At 68.6% G+C, this 16,333-nt stretch carries 16 protein-coding genes; 11 read left to right on the top strand and 5 right to left on the bottom strand.

All coding sequences use genetic code 11. From position 1 onward, the window contains the following. Positions 1-7 precede the first annotated feature (7 nt). The 6 genes from tsaB (at position 8) to tsaD (ending at position 6,259) form a co-directional block, all read left to right on the top strand. Positions 8-742: a tRNA (adenosine(37)-N6)-threonylcarbamoyltransferase complex dimerization subunit type 1 TsaB gene (gene tsaB, locus HRL51_RS08895; protein ID WP_172191361.1), complete on the top strand. Its 735-nt coding sequence runs from the start codon at positions 8-10 to the stop codon at positions 740-742. A gap of 56 nt (positions 743-798) precedes the next feature. Beyond that, a complete protein-coding gene (rimI, locus tag HRL51_RS08890; protein ID WP_172120354.1) occupies positions 799-1,302 on the top strand; it encodes a ribosomal protein S18-alanine N-acetyltransferase in 504 nt (167 codons plus the stop codon). A gap of 226 nt (positions 1,303-1,528) precedes the next feature. Further along, complete coding sequence (locus HRL51_RS08885; protein WP_172120475.1) at positions 1,529-2,284, top strand: succinate dehydrogenase cytochrome b subunit; 756 nt, start codon at positions 1,529-1,531, stop codon at positions 2,282-2,284. Between the two features lie 21 nt (positions 2,285-2,305). Further along, positions 2,306-4,306 (top strand): fumarate reductase/succinate dehydrogenase flavoprotein subunit, encoded by a 2,001-nt coding sequence (locus HRL51_RS08880; protein WP_172120353.1) that lies wholly within the window; start codon positions 2,306-2,308, stop codon positions 4,304-4,306. Next, positions 4,303-5,076 (top strand): succinate dehydrogenase/fumarate reductase iron-sulfur subunit, encoded by a 774-nt coding sequence (locus tag HRL51_RS08875; protein ID WP_172120351.1) that lies wholly within the window; start codon positions 4,303-4,305, stop codon positions 5,074-5,076. The genes HRL51_RS08880 and HRL51_RS08875 overlap by 4 nt, the downstream gene beginning before the upstream one ends. A 136-nt stretch (positions 5,077-5,212) precedes the next feature. Further along, the gene (gene tsaD, locus HRL51_RS08870; RefSeq protein WP_172120350.1) at positions 5,213-6,259 is read left to right on the top strand and encodes a tRNA (adenosine(37)-N6)-threonylcarbamoyltransferase complex transferase subunit TsaD; all 1,047 of its coding nucleotides are present in this window, start codon (positions 5,213-5,215) and stop codon (positions 6,257-6,259) included. A 25-nt stretch (positions 6,260-6,284) separates the two neighbouring features. Here the strand turns inward: tsaD and HRL51_RS08865 are convergent, their stop codons facing one another. Together HRL51_RS08865 and HRL51_RS08860 are read right to left on the bottom strand one after the other, a co-directional pair. Then, positions 6,285-7,526, bottom strand: a complete 1,242-nt coding sequence (locus HRL51_RS08865; protein WP_172191359.1) for a glutamate--cysteine ligase — start codon at positions 7,524-7,526, stop codon at positions 6,285-6,287. 79 nt (positions 7,527-7,605) lie between these two features. Next, a complete protein-coding gene (locus tag HRL51_RS08860) occupies positions 7,606-8,961 on the bottom strand; it encodes a class I SAM-dependent methyltransferase (protein WP_172191357.1) in 1,356 nt (451 codons plus the stop codon). 240 nt (positions 8,962-9,201) lie between these two features. On the opposite strand from HRL51_RS08860, the gene groES reads away from it, so the two are divergent. Beyond that, a complete protein-coding gene (gene groES / locus HRL51_RS08855) occupies positions 9,202-9,498 on the top strand; it encodes a co-chaperone GroES (protein WP_006548435.1) in 297 nt (98 codons plus the stop codon). 134 nt (positions 9,499-9,632) lie between these two features. Here the strand turns inward: groES and HRL51_RS08850 are convergent, their stop codons facing one another. Continuing rightward, a complete protein-coding gene (locus tag HRL51_RS08850) occupies positions 9,633-9,914 on the bottom strand; it encodes a WhiB family transcriptional regulator (RefSeq protein ID WP_172120346.1) in 282 nt (93 codons plus the stop codon). A gap of 210 nt (positions 9,915-10,124) precedes the next feature. Between HRL51_RS08850 and guaB the strand changes: the two genes are divergently transcribed. Then, complete coding sequence (guaB, locus tag HRL51_RS08845; RefSeq protein ID WP_172191355.1) at positions 10,125-11,654, top strand: IMP dehydrogenase; 1,530 nt, start codon at positions 10,125-10,127, stop codon at positions 11,652-11,654. A 190-nt stretch (positions 11,655-11,844) separates the two neighbouring features. Here the strand turns inward: guaB and HRL51_RS08840 are convergent, their stop codons facing one another. Continuing rightward, positions 11,845-12,588, bottom strand: a complete 744-nt coding sequence (locus HRL51_RS08840; RefSeq protein WP_172191353.1) for an exonuclease domain-containing protein — start codon at positions 12,586-12,588, stop codon at positions 11,845-11,847. Between the two features lie 80 nt (positions 12,589-12,668). Between HRL51_RS08840 and HRL51_RS08835 the strand changes: the two genes are divergently transcribed. The 3 genes from HRL51_RS08835 (at position 12,669) to HRL51_RS08825 (ending at position 15,021) form a co-directional block, all read left to right on the top strand. Continuing rightward, positions 12,669-13,793, top strand: coding sequence for a GuaB3 family IMP dehydrogenase-related protein (locus HRL51_RS08835; protein WP_172120343.1), 1,125 nt, complete (start codon positions 12,669-12,671; stop codon positions 13,791-13,793). 298 nt (positions 13,794-14,091) lie between these two features. After that, complete coding sequence (locus HRL51_RS08830) at positions 14,092-14,358, top strand: HPr family phosphocarrier protein (protein ID WP_172191351.1); 267 nt, start codon at positions 14,092-14,094, stop codon at positions 14,356-14,358. A gap of 186 nt (positions 14,359-14,544) precedes the next feature. Continuing rightward, entirely contained in the window at positions 14,545-15,021 is a 477-nt protein-coding gene (locus tag HRL51_RS08825) for a ribonuclease H family protein (RefSeq protein ID WP_172120341.1), read from the top strand. A 118-nt stretch (positions 15,022-15,139) separates the two neighbouring features. Here HRL51_RS08825 and HRL51_RS08820 read toward each other — a convergent pair whose 3' ends face one another. Continuing rightward, entirely contained in the window at positions 15,140-16,324 is a 1,185-nt protein-coding gene (locus HRL51_RS08820) for an acetate/propionate family kinase (RefSeq protein WP_172191349.1), read from the bottom strand. Between the last annotated feature and the right edge of the window lie 9 nt (positions 16,325-16,333).

Raw genomic sequence — 16,333 nt, 5'->3', positions numbered from 1 at the left:
TGGGCCCGTGCGCATTGTCTCGATCGACTCCTCACTCGGAACCCAGCTCCTGGTCTGCGACGCGGCCCCGGCCCGCACGGACCAGACCCAGGAACGCGCCCTGACCGTCCTGACTCGTGCCGCCCAGGAGGACTCACGCCACCACGCTGAGTCCCTGGGCCCGATGCTCGCCCAGGCCCTGACAGACCCAGCCGTGGCCGCGCAGCCGCTGGACGCCGTCGTGGCCGCGACCGGACCAGCACCCTTCACCGGCCTGCGTGCGGGCCTCGTGACCGCCCGCACCGTCGCACGTGCCCGGGACCTGCCGGTACACGGTGTGGAGAGCCTGGACGCCGTCGCACGCCGCGCGCTCGACGAGCTGGCTCAGCAAGGGGGCGAGGACGAACGCTCCGTGGTCCAGGTGGCTACCGACGCCCGCCGCAAGGAGGTCTACGCCGCCCGTTACCGTGCCAAGGGAGCCGACGACGTCGAGCGCCTGGGAGAGATCAGCGTCCTGCCGCCCGCGCGGCTGGCGGAGGTCATGAGCGCTGACGGCGTCACGGTCGTGGCCGGTTCCGGCGTCGGCCTCTACCCCGAGCTGGGAGAGGGCCGCACGGTCCTCGCACCGGTCTCGGGCGACGCCCTGGTCCAGGTCCGAGTGGCGCTGGCGCGCCTCGAGGCCGGCCAGGAGCTGCCCACCGAGCCCCTCTACCTGCGGCACGCCGACGTCCAGGTGCCCACGACCCGCAAGCGGTACCGGTGACGGCAGCCGGGTCCGAGCCCTCAGGCACGCCTGGCACAGGCCTGAGACTGAGGGTGATGGAGGTGGGGGACCTCGCGGAGGTCTCCCACCTGGAGCGGGAGCTCTTCGGCGGGGAGGCCTGGAGCGCCTCCCTGCTGGCTGACGAGCTTCAGGCGGCCACAGGCCCTGAGGCTGACCGCGGCTACGTGGTCGTCGTCGACGGCGACGGCGTCGTGGTGGGCTACGCGGGCCTGTGGTTCGGCGACGGCCGGGGGGAGGCGGACCTGCTGACCATCGCCACGGTCCCGGCGGCCCGGAGGCGCGGGGTCGCCACCAGCATGCTCCGGGCGGTGGTGAGGCAGGCCCGCGAGGCGGGGTGCGCCGGCGTCCTGCTGGAGGTACGCGCCTCGAATGAGGCAGCGCAGACGCTGTACGCCAGGCACGGTTTCCGTCCCCTGGGCAGGCGCCGCCGCTACTACAGCGCACCGGTGGAGGACGCCGTCGTCATGCGTCTGGACCTGCGACCAGGGCCGGGGCCTGTGGGCTCGGAGATATTTGGTGCGAGCAGCCTCACGAAATGACGGGGCACAGGGGCTCTTTTGACCTGACGAATGACGACGACACGAGCGGTCCTTAGGCGTCTGGGACGCCCGCAAATGCCGTCATAACGCCATTCCGTGATCCACGGGGCTGATCGGGGCGATCAAGTAGGACTATCGGCGCACACACCCTGGATACGCTTCCGCCGTGGCCTCACAGACTGTTTCACCCAAGAAGAAGCGGACCGCCTTCTCGACCACTGTGTTTATGAAGCGCCTCATGGCGTGGTCGGGCATCGTCTTCCTGCTCTTCGTCATCTTCCATGCCTACGGCAACACCCACTACTTCCAGGGTGAGATTGCCTACGATCACTACGCGGTGTTCCTGCGGACCCTGCTGAACCCGCTGCTGCCCTACGAGGGCTTCCTGTGGATCATGCGTATCGCGCTGGTGGTGCTGCTCCTGGCGCACGCTGGTAGCGCCTTCCACCTGTGGCACCGCAACAAGAAGGCGCGCGGCAGCGACAAGTACGCCGTGAAGAAGCCGGGAGCGGAGTACTTCGCCTCGCGCTACGCCATGCGCACCATGCGCTGGGGCGGTGTCATCCTGCTGCTGTTCATCGTCTGGCACATCCTGCAGTTCACCACCCTGTCCGCCACCCCGGGCGGGGAGTACGTGCACGGTCGCGCGTACCAGAACATGTACTACGGCTTCCAGCTGTGGTGGGTCTACCTCATCTACCTGGTAGCGCTGGCTGCCCTGTGCCTGCACGTGTGGCACGGCGTGTGGTCCGCCCTGCAGACCGTCGGCGCCATGCGCGGGAACGTCGTCCCCTTCGTCCGCGTCATCGCGTTCATCGTCGCCTTCGCGCTGTTCGCCTGCTTCATGGCAGTACCCACGGCGATCCTCTTCGGATGGGTCGACGCCCCCATGGCCGCTGCTGACTACTACCCGCAGTTCTGCGACGCGATCGGCTCGGCTGCCGAGCAGTTCGCTGACCACTGCGCGGCCGTCGCCCACTGACTGATCGAGAGCGAGTGAATGATGACTGAACTCATCGAGGGCCTCTACACCGAGGGCGAGAAGATCGCCGACACCAAGGCGCCCCACGACGTCCCGATCGCCAGGCGCTGGGAGCAGCGCAAGTTCAACGCCAAGCTGGTCAACCCCGCCAACCGCCGCAAGCTCGACATCATCGTCGTCGGCTCCGGCCTGGCCGGTGGTGCCGCAGCCGCGTCGCTGGGCGAGCAGGGCTACAACGTCAAGTGCTTCTTCTACCAGGACTCCGCCCGCCGCGCACACTCCATCGCGGCCCAGGGTGGTATCAACGCGGCGAAGAACTACCGCAACGACGGTGACTCCGTCTACCGCCTCTTCTACGACACGGTCAAGGGCGGTGACTACCGGGCGCGTGAGGACAACGTCTACCGCCTGGCCGAGGTCAGCGCCAACATCATCGACCAGTGCGTGGCCCAGGGCGTTCCCTTCGCCCGTGAGTACGGTGGCCTGCTGGACAACCGCTCCTTCGGCGGCGTGCAGGTCTCGCGTACCTTCTACGCCCGTGGCCAGACGGGTCAGCAGCTGCTGATCGGCGCCTACCAGGCGCTGGAGCGGCAGGTGCGCGCCGGCACGGTCAAGGAGTTCCGCCGCCACGAGATGGTCGAGCTCATCGTCGTCGACGGCAAGGCCAAGGGCATCATCGCCCGCGACATGGTCACCGGCGAGATCGAGACCCACCTGGCTGACGCCGTCGTGCTGTGCACCGGTGGCTACGGCAACGTCTTCTTCCTGTCGACCAACGCCATGGGCTGCAACGCCACCGCCGTGTGGCGTGCCCACCGTAAGGGTGCCTACTTCGCCAACCCCTGCTACACGCAGATCCACCCCACCTGCATCCCGCAGTCCGGTGACTTCCAGTCCAAGCTCACCCTGATGAGTGAGTCCCTGCGTAACGACGGCCGCATCTGGGTGCCGAAGAGGGCAGAGGACTGCAAGAAGGACCCGAAGGACATCCCGGAGGAGGACCGCGACTACTACCTGGAGCGCATCTACCCGGCCTTCGGCAACCTGGTCCCGCGTGACATCGCCTCCCGCCAGGCCAAGAACATGTGCGACGAGGGACGCGGCGTGGGACCGGCCATCAAGGAGAAGGCCCCGGACGGCACCGAGCGCATGGTCTCGCGTGGTGTCTACCTCGACTTCTCCGAGGCGATCGAGCGTCTGGGCAAGGAGCAGGTCAGCGCCAAGTACGGCAACCTGTTCGAGATGTACCAGCGCATCACCGGCGACGACCCCTACGAGACGCCGATGCGTATCTACCCGGCCGTCCACTACACGATGGGTGGCCTGTGGGTGGACTACGACCTGGAGTCCAACATCCCGGGCCTGTACGTGGCCGGTGAGGCCAACTTCTCCGACCACGGCGCCAACCGTCTGGGTGCCTCAGCGCTCATGCAGGGTCTGGCCGACGGTTACTTCGTCCTGCCGGACACGATGAACGACTACCTGGCGGACATGCTCCGTGAGGGCAAGGTCGACCCCAACGCCCCTGAGATCGAGCAGGCACGCAAGGACGTCGAGGAGCGCGTGACTCGCCTCATGGCGCTGCGCGGTACCCGGTCCGTCGACGACTTCCACATGGCGCTGGGACGCATCATGTGGGAGTACTGCGGCATGGAGCGCCGTGACGAGGGTCTGCGTGAGGCCATCAAGCAGATCCGGGAGCTGAAGGAGGAGTTCTGGCGTGACGCCCGTATCACGGGTGAGGCGATGGAGCTCAACCAGACGCTGGAGAAGGCCGGCCGCCTGCTCGACTTCTTCGAGCTGGCCGAGCTCATGTGCATCGACGCGCTGCACCGCCGCGAGTCCTGCGGTGGTCACTTCCGCGCCGAGTCCCAGACTCCTGAGGGCGAGGCCCTGCGTCACGACGACGAGTTCCTGTACGTGGCCGCGTGGGAGTGGGGCGGCGAGAACCAGCCCCCGATCCTCCACAAGGAGGACCTGATCTACAAGGACATCGAGCTCAAGCAGCGGAGTTACAAGTGAACATCAAGCTCAAGATCTGGCGTCAGAAGAACCAGAACACCGAGGGGCACTTCGAGGAGTACTCCATGTCGGGTATCGAGGAGCACATGAGCTTCCTCGAGGTCCTCGACCTGCTCAATGAGCAGCTGTTCCAGGAGGGCAAGGAGCCCGTCGCCTTCGACTCGGACTGCCGCGAGGGCATCTGCGGTCAGTGCGGTGTGGTCATCAACGGACAGGCCCACGGCCCGATCCGCTCCACCACCTGCCAGCTGCACATGCGTCACCTGGCGGAGGACCCCTCCTTCAAGGACGGCTCCACCATCACGATCGAGCCCTGGCGCTCGGCCGGCTTCCCGATCCTCAAGGACCTGGTGGTCGACCGCTCCGCCCTGGACCGCATCGTCCAGGCCGGAGGCTATATCTCAGTCAACACCGGCGCGGCCCCCGAGGCCCACTCGGTCCCGGTCCGCAAGGACAAGGCTGACGCCGCCTTCGAGGCTGCCGCCTGCATCGGCTGCGGCGCCTGCGTGGCGGCCTGCCCGAACGCCTCGGCCATGCTGTTCACCGGCGCGAAGATCGCCCACCTGGGCCTGCTCCCGCAGGGCCAGCCGGAGCGTCTGCCCCGTGTGGTCTCCATGCTCAACCAGCACGACGCCGAGGGCTTCGGCGGCTGCACGAATATCGGTGAGTGCGCTGCGGTGTGCCCCAAGTCCGTGCCGCTGGAGGTCATCTCGCGCCTGAACCGCGACCTCGGCCACGCCCTGTGGAAGGGCCAGCACGCTCACGTGTGAGCCTGCCCCCTGGCAGCTCCAGCGAGCCTGCCAGGCAGACCTGATAACGGCGGGGCCGTCACCTTCACTGGTGGCGGCCCCGCCGTCGTGCTCTCGGGTCGCAGGCGGGCTGGCGTCAGGGACTAGGCTGTCGGGCGTGAGCGAACCTCTGATCCTGGGAATCGAGTCCACCTGCGACGAGACCGGTGTGGCACTGGTACGTGGCCGGGAGCTGCTGGGCGACGTCGTCGCCACCTCCATGGATGAGTACGCCCGCTTCGGCGGCATCATTCCTGAGATCGCCTCACGCGCCCACCTGCAGTCCTTCGTCCCGACCCTGGACGCTGCGCTGGCCAAGGCGGACGTCGACCTGTCCGAGGTTGACGCCGTCGCCGTGTGCGCTGGGCCCGGCCTCATCGGCTCCCTCACCGTGGGGATCTCGGCCGCCAAGGCGCTTGCCGCCTCGCTCGGCAAGCCGGTCTACGGCGTCAACCACGTCATCGGGCACCTGGCGGTCGATGAGCTGGTCGACGGCGCCCTGCCTGAGCGCGCCATCGGTCTGATCGTCTCAGGCGGCCACTCCAACATCGTGTCGATCCGGGACATCGCCACGGATGTACGTGAGCTGGGTGGCACGCTCGACGACGCCGCCGGGGAGGCCTTCGACAAGGTGGGGCGTCTGCTCGATCTGCCCTATCCCGGAGGCCCGCACGTCGACCGGCTGTCCCAGGAGGGCGACCGCGAGGCGATCCGCTTCCCGCGCGGCCTGGCAGCGGGCAAGGACAAGGACCGTCACCGCTACGACTTCTCCTTCTCCGGCCTCAAGACCGCCGTCGCTCGCTACGTGGAGTCACTGCAGGACGCCGGACGTGAGGTTCCCAAGGCGGACGTGTGTGCTGCCTTCTGCGAGGCAGTCAACGACTCCCTGACCGGTAAGGCGGTCCAGGCCTGCCTGGACGAGGGCGTGGACACCCTGGTCATCGGGGGAGGCTTCTGCGCCAACTCCCGGTTGCGCTCGCTGGCGGCCGAGCGCTGCGAGGCCGCCGGCATCACGCTGCGCCTGCCCCCGCTGCGCTACTGCACGGACAACGGCGCTCAGATCGCGGCCCTGGGCAGCGCAGCGGTGAGGGCGGGCGTGGAGCCCAGCCCGATGGACTTCGCCCCTGACTCCGGTATGCCTCTGGACGTCATCATCGCGCGCTGAGGCGCGCCGGCTCGCTTCCTACGGCTCAGGCGCTGGCGTAGCGGCCCTGGTGGGAGCCCGGCAGGGTCGAGGGGTGGATCGTGCTGGCCACGGAGAGCACCTCAGTGGGGTGCAGAGGACGGCCTGCCTTGACCTCAGCCTGCATCAGCCTGACCGCCGCCTGGTTCGCGCCGTCGGCTGCCCGGACCGCGGCGAACTGGCGCTGGTAGGAGGCTCCGGCGTCGAGCGTCGCCTGGACACCGGCGAGCTCGCGGGCGCATCCCAGGTCCTCCGCCACCGGCATGAGCTCGGTGAGCATCCGAGAGACCGTGTCAGAGACCAGCTCCTCCTCTCCGTCGGAGCCGGTGATGAGGATGGCGTCCATGCCGTAGCGGGCCGAGCGCCACTTGTTCTCGGCCACGTACCAGTCCGGCATGGCGTCCAGCGCCTCACCACGGTCCAGCGTCCGTGAGAAGCTCTCCACCAGGCACTGGGTCAGCGCCGCGATCCCTGCGAGCTCGGTGAGGTTGGTCGCTGCGTCGCAGGCCCGTACCTCGACGGTCCCGAGCCTGGGGGAAGGGCGCACGTCCCAGCGCACCTCGCTGAACTCCTCGATGACGCCGGTGTGGATCATGTCCCCGGCGTAGGCCTCCAGGTCCTCCCAGGTGTCAAGCTGGTGAGGCGCACCTGCGGTCGGCAGCTGCTGGAACATCATGGCGCGGTTGTCCGCGTAGCCGGTGTCATGACCAGCCCAGAAGGGGGAGGACGCGCTGAGGCACTGCAGGTGCGCCGTCCGGGTGAGCAAGGCCCTGAGGATCGGGAGCGCCTTGTCCCGGTCCTCGACGCCGACGTGGACGTGCGTGCCGAAGATGAGCATCTGGTGGCCCCACAGGCGGGTGCGGTCGACCAGGCGCGAGTAGCGTTCGGCGTCGGTGACCCGTTGGACCAGGGGGTCGGCGAAGGGATGGGTGCCGGCGCTGACCAGGTCGACGCGCAGCGGGTCGACCACGGGCAGCAGCCGGTCGTAGGCGAAGGCGATGTCCTCCACGCACTCGGCGACGCTCTGGCGTGCTCCCGAGACCAGCTCAACGGTGTTGAGCATCATCTCGCCGTGGATATGCGGGTCCTCGCCCACGGCACCGAGGATCTCGGCAGCGCACTGGCGCAGGTCGAGGGAGTCCCGGTCCAGGAGCTGGAGCTCCCACTCGATGCCGACGCTGGAGCGCGGTGAGGAGGCAAAGGGCAGAGCCTGGCGGTGGAGGTGGCTGAATCGTGGTGCCGTGGTCATCGTGCGCCGTTCGTCAGGGGAGCCGAGCGCTGGTCTGGCTGGCGAGAGTCCGCCACGGACCAGACCAGTGGTGAACAGTCTAGGCCCCGGCCTGGTGGCCGGGCCGCAGTGCCTGGACCCCGCGCTCAGGCTCGAGCTTCTCGACGACGAGGACGACGCCCTTGGGGCTGGCGGCCTTGCCCCTGCCGCGGTCAGAGGCCGCCCCCAGGCGGGTGAGCACCCAGGTCTCGCCCTGAGACCCCTTGGGGCGCAGCGAGGCACGCAACGCGTCGGGAGAGACGTCGACACCGCGACGGTGAATCTCCAGACACCCGATCTCCCTGGCTCGCACGCGAGCCTTGAGCACCTTGAGGTGCAGGGGCAGGACCTCACGGACCCGCCAGCTGCGCACGAAGGGACGCAGCTCGGAGGGGACCGGCGCGCAGCCGGTGAGGTAGGCGATACGCGGTGCCAGGGGGCGGGCACCCAGGCGCCGGGCCAGGTGGGCAACGAGGCCTGCCCGGATGGCTGCGCCGTCGGGCTCGTGCAGCAGGGGTCCGAGCCCCTCCGCCCCGATGACGGGATCGAGCTGGGTGGGAGCGACCGAGGGGTCTGAGCACTCGGGGTCGGTCAGGACGTGTGAGGCCTGGTCGCCTGACGAGGCTGGGTCAGGGCTCATCACGAGCGCGGAGCGGCCCGGCCCCTCCGGGGCGAGTGGCCCGCACCAGATCCCGGCCTCGACGACCTCGCCTCCCACGCTCACCCACTGCACGTGGGAGTCAGCCGGAAGGAGGCCGTGGTCGATCCCGGGAGCCACCTTGACGCCGAGGGCGGCGACCCGCTCACGCAGGGCCAGGACCTGGCTCAGGCGCGGAGACCACTGCTCCGGGTCGTTCAGGCGTCGTCCGCCGGCACGACGGGCAGGGTCAGCGAAGACGGCGTCGACGTCGTGGGCCTCCAGGTCGAGCCCGAGGGCGTCGGCGCACAGGACCTCGGCGTGGTCGAAGGGCATGAGGTTGACAGTGGCCAGGGCCGCTGTCGCCTCGTCCCGCTCGACGGCGAGCACCGGCAGGTCGAGGCCTGCCAGGGCGACGGCGTCCCCGCCGATGCCGCAGCCCAGGTCCGCCACCCGGCGGACTCCGGCACGTGCGTAGCGCGCGGCGTGGTGGGCGGAGACAGCCAGACGCGTGGCCTGCTCCAGCCCGTCGGGAGTGAAGAGCATCTGGGCGGCGAAGGGACCGAACTTCGCGGCGGCCCGCTCACGCAGGCGCTGCTGGGTCAGCGCTGCGGACACCAGCTCTGGGCTGTGACCGGCTGCGCGGAGCTCCTCGCCCAGGCTCAGGACCCCTTCAGGGTCGTAGGGCGGGAGGGAGGACAGCAGCTGCCACCCCTCGGCAGTCAGGAGAGGGGCGAGCGAGGTGGCGCTGGGGGAGGAGGACGAGGTGGAAGAGGCCATCGGCACGATGATGGCATGCCCGTGCCTCGCCGTCGGCGAACCTGAGGGCACACTTTGGCACTCACGTTGACTGAGTGCTAACGGCGCGCGTAGATTCTCTTCCGGACGCAGGGTCGACGAAGGCCCTGCGGCACGCGCCCTCGGCGCTGACGGACCGACCCCCGCGACGGCGGACCGGCAAGTCAGGACGCGGACCACAACACCATCCGTACGCTGAACAAGCGAGAAGGGGAGGACACCATGTCGATCTCCATCAAGCCGCTCGAGGACCGCATCGTCGTCCAGACGCTTGAGGCTGAGCAGACCACCGCCTCCGGCCTGGTCATCCCGGACACCGCCAAGGAGAAGCCGCAGGAGGGCAAGGTCGTGGCCGTGGGCCCCGGCCGCGTCGACGACTCCGGCAAGCGCATCCCGGTGGACGTCGCCGAGGGCGACGTCGTCATCTACTCCAAGTACGGCGGCACCGAGGTCAAGTACGCGGGCGAGGACTACCTCATCCTCTCCGCGCGCGACGTGCTCGCCGTCGTCACCAAGTGACCTTGGGCTAGACACCTACTAGCAGCTCTCGGCGGGGAGAAGGCAAAGGCCTTCTCCCCGCCGAGAGTCGTGATGGCGGCTACGTCATGGCGGACTGGTCGGCCTGTGGGCCGTGCCTGCGCCGGAGGCACGGCTCAGTGCGGACGGCTGGAGAGGAGGGCCCGGCGCTCCTCCTCGGTCATGCCACCCCACACCCCGTAGGGCTCCTGCGTGGACAGGGCGTGCTCGCGGCAGCGCGCGAGGACCGAGCAGCGACGGCACACGGCCTTCGCGCCGTCGTCACGTCGCCGGCGCGACCTGCCCCGCTCGCCGTCAGGGTGGAAGAACTGGGCGGAGTCCATCCCCAGGCACGCGCCCTGGTACTGCCACTCCCACAACGCGGTCACGGGACCAGGCTGGCGCGACCGCTCAGGCATCAGTGAGTCCCTTCTCAGCGACGACGGCGGACTTTGCCGTCACGCCTGTGTCTGAGGGAAGACTAGGAGGCTTTCGGGAGAACGGCAAGCAGCCGGTGCACCAGTGTGGTCCTGCCTTCCTTGGTGCGGCTTAGGGATGCTGGCTGTCGTGGGGCTCGTGAGCATCCTGACGCCACTGCGGGGTGCACGGCAGGCGTACCTGGCCCTACCATGCACACTGTGAGCGACTCGATCACCAGCCTTGACCTCTTCGCACCCACCGGACTGACTTACGACGACGTGCTCCTGCTGCCCAGGCTGACCGACGTCATCCCCTCCGAGGTCGACACGACCTCGCGGCTGACCAAGAAGATCAGCCTGTCCACCCCGCTGCTGAGCGCCGCGATGGATACCGTCACCGAGTCTGAGATGGCGATCGCCATGGCTCGGCAGGGCGGTATCGGCATCCTGCACCGCAACCTGTCCATTGAGGACCAGGCGCAGCAGGTCCGCCGGGTCAAGCGCTCGGAGTCAGGTATGGTCTCGGACCCCGTCACCGTCGGGCCGGACGCCACGATCGCCGAGCTGGACAAGCTGTGCGGTCACTACAAGGTCTCTGGTCTGCCCGTGGTCGACGACGAGGGCAACCTCCTTGGCATCATCACCAACCGCGACCTGCGCTTCGTGCCGGCGGACACCTGGGGCACGCTGCACGTGCGCGACTGCATGACGCCGCGCGAGCGCCTCATCACCGGTCCCACCGGTATCTCGCGTGAGGACGCCAAGGCGCTCCTGGCTGAGCACCGTATCGAGAAGCTGCCGCTGGTCGATGACTCCGGGCACCTGACCGGTCTCATCACGGTCAAGGACTTCGTCAAGACCGAGCAGTACCCCCACGCCACCAAGGACGAGGCAGGACGGCTCGTGGTCGGTGCCGCTGTCGGCTACTGGGGAGACACCTGGGAGCGTGCGGGCGCGCTGGCTGAGGCAGGCGTGGACGTGCTGGTCGTCGATACCGCCAACGGCGGCGCCAGGCTCGCACTGGAGATGATCTCGCGCCTCAAGAAGGACCCGGCTTTCGCTGGTGTCCAGATCATCGGCGGCAACGTGGCGACCCGGGAGGGTGCGCAGGCGCTTATCGACGCGGGTGTGGACGCGGTCAAGGTCGGTGTGGGCCCTGGCTCGATCTGCACCACGCGTGTGGTCGCCGGCGTCGGCGTCCCGCAGGTGACGGCGGTCTACGAGGCCGCCCGCGCCTGCACCCCGGCCGGTGTGCCGCTCATCGCCGACGGCGGGCTGCAGTACTCCGGAGACATCGCCAAGGCCATGGTCGCCGGTGCTGACACGGTCATGCTCGGCTCCCTCCTGGCCGGGTGCACCGAGTCTCCTGGCGACCTCGTCTTCGTCAACGGCAAGCAGTGGAAGCGCTACCGCGGCATGGGCTCGCTGGGTGCCATGAGCTCGCGCGGACGCACGTCCTACTCCAAGGACCGCTACTTCCAGGCTGACGTCACCGGTGATGACAAGATCGTGCCCGAGGGCATCGAGGGGCAGGTTCCCTACTCCGGCTCCCTGGCTGACGTCGTCTACCAGCTCGTGGGCGGTCTCCACCAGTCGATGTTCTACGTCGGAGCCCGCACGATCCCCGAGCTCAAGGCCAACGGCCAGTTCGTGCGGATCACGGCGGCAGGCCTCAAGGAGTCCCACCCTCACGACGTCCAGATGACTGTGGAGGCACCCAACTACGCAGGCCGTAGCTGACCCTCTTCCTTGTCTGGCTGACGGGCCCGGTACCTGTGAAGGTGCCGGGCCCGTGCGTGCGAGGGTGGCTGGCCTCGTTGGCCTTGGCGAGGCGGTCTGCTTCCGCCGGGCCCGTGCGTGCGAGGGTGGCTGGGCTCTGCGCCCTCACCCGGACCGGGACAGGTCCGGCCTGCGCGGTCAGACAGCAGCGTCAGCAGCCGGTGGCCAGCGGCCAGGTGGTACCCGCGTCCGGTACACGACCTTGGCGACGTAGCCAGTCATTGAGGGACTCCGCCCAACGGCGGTGCGCGGTCACCTGGAAGGACTGGAGGTCCTCCAGGCTCATGCGCGCCACCTCGGGATACGCCTGGGCCAGGGCCTCAAGGACGTCAAGAGTCGCGGCCACGTCGACCTCGGCGGTGTGCAGGGCCTCGTCGACCTGGACGCCGTAGACATGACACATGGCGTCAAGGCGACGCTTGCCCTTGCGCCATCGGTCCACCGCCCGGTCCAGGACCAAAGGGTCCAGCACAGGCGCCAGGGGACCGCCCAGGCGCTGGTGCAAGGTGTCCAGCCCGTGACGGGTGAGCTCGTGTTCCATCAGCGTGAGGTCGAAGGAGGCGTTGAAGACAACGACTGGCGTCCCGCCAGCCATCGCCGTGGCGAGGTGGACGGCGACCTCCTCCAGCACCTCGTGCGCCGGGCGACCTTCGGCCTGCGCCCGTTCGGTACTGATGCCGTGGACGGCGCTGGCGCTGGAGGGGATCGGGACCCCCGGGTCGGCCAGCCAGGTCAGGACCTCCTGGCTCCTCCCGCCGTCGGCCTGGAGCGGGCCGCGGTGGACCAGGGCAGCGGTGACCAGACGGTCACGGGAGGGATCGACGCCGGTGGTCTCGGTGTCGAAGCCGAGAAAGGGGCCGGTGGCCCAGGACGTGGTGAGGTGGTGCTCGCTCATGACCCCGAGTCTGCCACCAGGGTCTGACACGAACTCAGCGCGCAAGGCGGTCCGCGCCTGGGGTGTCCTACCATCCGTCTATGAGCGCAGAGGTCGAGATCGGACGTTCCAAGCGAGCCCGCCAGGCGTATTCCTTTGACGACATCGCCCTCGTTCCCGCACGACGGACCCGGGACACCCGGGATGTGCGCCTGGGCTGGCAGATCGATGCCTACCACGTGGACATGCCTGTGATGGCCGCACCTATGGACTCTGTGATGAGTCCGGACACCGCGATCATGGTCGGCCGCCTTGGTGGTATCGGGGTGCTTGACCTGGAGGGTCTGTGGACCCGGTACGAGGACCCCGAGCCCGCCCTGCGGCGTATCCGTCAGGCCGCCCCGGAGCAGGCCACTCGCGTCCTGCAGGAGGTCTACAGGGCGCCGGTGCGACCAGAGCTGATCCGCGAGCGTCTGGCGCAGGTTCGTCAGGCGGGTGTCGTCGTCGCCGGCAGGCTGAGCCCTGCCCAGACCCTTCGCCACTGGCGCACCGTGGTCGAGGCCGGCGTGGACCTGTTCGTGATCCGTGGCTCGGTGGTGTCTGCCGAGCACGTCTCGGGCGACGCCGAGCCCCTTAACCTCAAGCGTTTCATCTACGAGCTCGACGTCCCCGTCATCGTGGGCGGTGTGACGACCTACACTGCGGCGCTCCACCTCATGCGCACCGGCGCCGCTGCTGTGCTCGTGGGTCAGGGGGGAGGGGCCTCCTCCTCGATCCGTCAGGTCCTGGGCCTGCACATGCCCATGGCGACGGCGGTGGCGGACGTGGCGGCGGCACGCCGTGACTACCTCGACGAGTCCGGGGGGCGTTACGTCCACGTCATTGCGGACGGCTCGGTAGGAAACTCCGGCGACGTGGTCAAGGCCATCGCCTGCGGAGCGGACGCGGTCATGCTCGGAGCGGCGCTGGCGCGAGCGCAGGAGGCTCCCGGCGGCGGATACCACTGGGGAGCGGAGGCGCGCCACGACGCCCTGCCTCGTGGCTACCGCTCCTACGTGGGTACGGTGGGCACGATGGAGGAGATCCTGTGCGGGCCCTCGGACCGGGCCGACGGCACGCTCAACATCGTCGGCGCGCTGCGCCGTACCCTGGCGACGACGGGCTACGCCGACGTCAAGGAGCTCCAGCGCGTTGAGGTCGTCCTCGCCCCTTATGACCCAAGCTGAGCCAGAAGCCAGGTGAGCGCGGAGGCGGCTGCGCCTCGTTCTGTGTGGCCTGGGCTGAGGCGAGCCCGGATACCGGCTCATGGAGGCAGGGGTGGGTTCTGGCCGATGACGATGAAGAGGGACGTCGACCGGCGGCGGGTTTGAGTGGTCTCCGTGACGTGCCCGATGTGCTGAACCGGTGCCCCAGACAGGGCGAAGTCGGGTAGTGTCATGGTCAACATCAGCGCCCCGCTGATGACCGCACGTGTTGTCGGGACCGCTGTCCAGCATGCCCCCAACCATTGAGAAGGAGTCACCTATGGCACAGGTTACTGCCACTATTGCCTCCAAGGTCGGGCTGCACGCCCGTCCCGCCGCCACCTTCGTCAAGGCCGTCGCCGACTCCGGTGTCAAGGTCACCATCGCCAAGGAGGGGGGCGCTCCGGTGGACGCCGCCTCGATCCTCGGTGTCATGACCCTGGGTGCCGCATACGGCGACGTGGTTGTCCTGGAGTCCTCCGACGCTGATAGCGACAAGGCTCTGGCTGACCTCAAGGCCCTCCTGGAGACCGACCTGGACGCCTGAGTCCCGTTCTCTTCACGCGTTGGAGGGGTGCCTATCCGCATGGGGTGGGCACCCCTCCAACGCGTGAAGAGGACTGCGGCGCCTCCTGTAGCCGGAGAGGTGGCGGATCATCCCCCTCCTCCTCATCAGACCGAGGTGCGCGGCGCGGCCTGTGGCCGGGGACGGGCCTGCCGCTAGGGTGTGACCATGACGATCATCGCTGCGGCGGACGGATCCGCCCTGGGTAACCCCGGTCCCGCTGGCTGGGCCTGGTACGTGGACGAGTCCTGCTGGGCGGCTGGTGGCTGGCCGGAGTCGACGAACAACCGCGGAGAGCTCACCGCTGTCCTGGAGCTCCTGCAGGCGACGGCTGCGGCCGGGCTGGCAGGGGAGGAGCTGCTCATCCAGGCCGACTCCCAGTACGTCATCAACTCCCTGACCACGTGGCGTCACGGCTGGAAGAGGCGAGGCTGGCGCAAGGCTGACGGCAAGCCGGTGCTCAACGAGGACCTTATGAAGGCTCTGGATGCGGCGCTGGCCGGCCGTCAGGTGCGTTTCGAGTGGGTCAAGGGTCACGCGGGTCACCCGGCCAACGAGCGCGCAGACGACCTCGCGCGTGCTGCGGCGACGGCCTACCAGCAGGGAACCGCTGTGCCCTCGGGACCGGGCTGGCCGGGGGCGTAGGAGGGCGAGGCTGCCGGCGGGCGGTTGTCCTTGAGGCCCATCTGAACCGTGGTTTTGCGTACGGGACCGGGGTATACAACAGCTTGTATACCCCGGTCCCGTACGCAAAACCACGATTTTAAATGAGGGTCAGCGCCTGGCGGGCGATTGCCAGCTCCTCGTTGGTCGGGTAGACCGTGACGACGACGGAGGAGTCCTCCGTCGAGATGGTCGTCGGCTCGGAGATGCGCATCGGGTCCTTCTCCGGGTCGATCTTGATGCCCAGGTAGGCCAGTCGCTCGCACAGGCCCTCACGCACGCCCTTGTCGTTCTCGCCGATCCCGGCGGTGAAGGTCAGGGCGTCCAGGCCGCCCATGACGGCGGTGTAGGCGCCGACGTACTTGGTCAGGCGGTGGAGGTAGATGTCCATGGACTCGCGAGCCTGCTGGTCCCCGGCGTTGATCATCTTCCACACCTCGCGCATGTCCGACTCGCCGGTCAACCCCTTCATGCCGGACTCGCGGTTGAACAGGTGGTCGATCTCGTCGATGCTCATGCCGGCCACGCGGACCAGGTGGAAGACGGCAGCGGGGTCGATGTCGCCGGTACGTCCGCCCATGATGAGCCCCTCCAGCGGGGTGAGCCCCATGGAGGTCTCCACGGCCTTGCCGTTGACGACGGCGGACACGGAGGCGCCGTTGCCCAGGTGCAGGACGATCTGCTTGAGGTCATCTCGGCCCAGGCGCTCAGAGATGGCCTGGGAGACGAACTGGTGGCTGGTGCCGTGGGCGCCGTAGCGGCGGATGGAGTACTTGTCCGCAATCTCACGGTTGAGGCCGTAGCGGGCGGCCTCCTCCGGCAGGTTCTGGAAGAAGGCGGTGTCGAAGACGGCCACGTGCGGCACGTCAGACAGCAGCTTGCGGGCGACCTCGATGCCCTTGAGGTGGGCGGGGTTGTGCAGCGGGCCCAGCGGCACGAGCTCCTCGATCTTGGCCACGACCTCGTCGTCGATGAGGGCCGGGCCGGAGAAGTAGCGGCCGCCCTGGACCACGCGGTGGCCCACGGCCACGATGCGGGCATCAGCCAGGGAGGGGCCGTGCTCCTCGAACAGTCGCAGGACCTCGGCCAGGCCGAAGCCGTGGTCCGGGACAGGCTCGTTGATCTCGACCTTCTCGCCAGCGTGCTTGTGGGTGATGGAGCCGGTGGAGTCGCCGATGCGCTCAACGATGCCGGAGGCCAGTGAGTCGCCGGAGTCCGGGTCCACCAGCTGGTACTTGATGGAGGAGGAGCCGGAGTTGATGACGAGGACGGTACGCGTGGTCATGGGGTGCCT

This window comes from Actinomyces faecalis, assembly GCF_013184985.2.
Taxonomy (GTDB): Bacteria; Actinomycetota; Actinomycetes; order Actinomycetales; family Actinomycetaceae; genus Actinomyces; species Actinomyces faecalis.
The sequence above is the reverse complement of the archived record's forward strand: the minus strand, read 5'-3'. Positions and strand labels throughout refer to the sequence as shown.

Excerpts from the sequence above, each read along its gene's own strand:
- rimI (WP_172120354.1), top strand. The coding sequence starts at position 799 with ATGGAGGTGGGGGACCTCGCGGAGGTCTCCCACCTGGAGCGGGAGCTC.
- HRL51_RS08885 (WP_172120475.1), top strand. The coding sequence starts at position 1,529 with ATGAAGCGCCTCATGGCGTGGTCGGGCATCGTCTTCCTGCTCTTCGTC.
- HRL51_RS08880 (WP_172120353.1), top strand. The coding sequence starts at position 2,306 with ATGACTGAACTCATCGAGGGCCTCTACACCGAGGGCGAGAAGATCGCC.
- HRL51_RS08865 (WP_172191359.1), bottom strand. The coding sequence starts at position 7,526 with ATGACCACGGCACCACGATTCAGCCACCTCCACCGCCAGGCTCTGCCC.
- HRL51_RS08860 (WP_172191357.1), bottom strand. The coding sequence starts at position 8,961 with ATGGCCTCTTCCACCTCGTCCTCCTCCCCCAGCGCCACCTCGCTCGCC.
- groES (WP_006548435.1), top strand. The coding sequence starts at position 9,202 with ATGTCGATCTCCATCAAGCCGCTCGAGGACCGCATCGTCGTCCAGACG.
- HRL51_RS08850 (WP_172120346.1), bottom strand. The coding sequence starts at position 9,914 with ATGCCTGAGCGGTCGCGCCAGCCTGGTCCCGTGACCGCGTTGTGGGAG.
- guaB (WP_172191355.1), top strand. The coding sequence starts at position 10,125 with ATGCACACTGTGAGCGACTCGATCACCAGCCTTGACCTCTTCGCACCC.
- HRL51_RS08840 (WP_172191353.1), bottom strand. The coding sequence starts at position 12,588 with ATGAGCGAGCACCACCTCACCACGTCCTGGGCCACCGGCCCCTTTCTC.
- HRL51_RS08835 (WP_172120343.1), top strand. The coding sequence starts at position 12,669 with ATGAGCGCAGAGGTCGAGATCGGACGTTCCAAGCGAGCCCGCCAGGCG.
- HRL51_RS08830 (WP_172191351.1), top strand. The coding sequence starts at position 14,092 with ATGGCACAGGTTACTGCCACTATTGCCTCCAAGGTCGGGCTGCACGCC.
- HRL51_RS08825 (WP_172120341.1), top strand. The coding sequence starts at position 14,545 with ATGACGATCATCGCTGCGGCGGACGGATCCGCCCTGGGTAACCCCGGT.
- HRL51_RS08820 (WP_172191349.1), bottom strand. The coding sequence starts at position 16,324 with ATGACCACGCGTACCGTCCTCGTCATCAACTCCGGCTCCTCCTCCATC.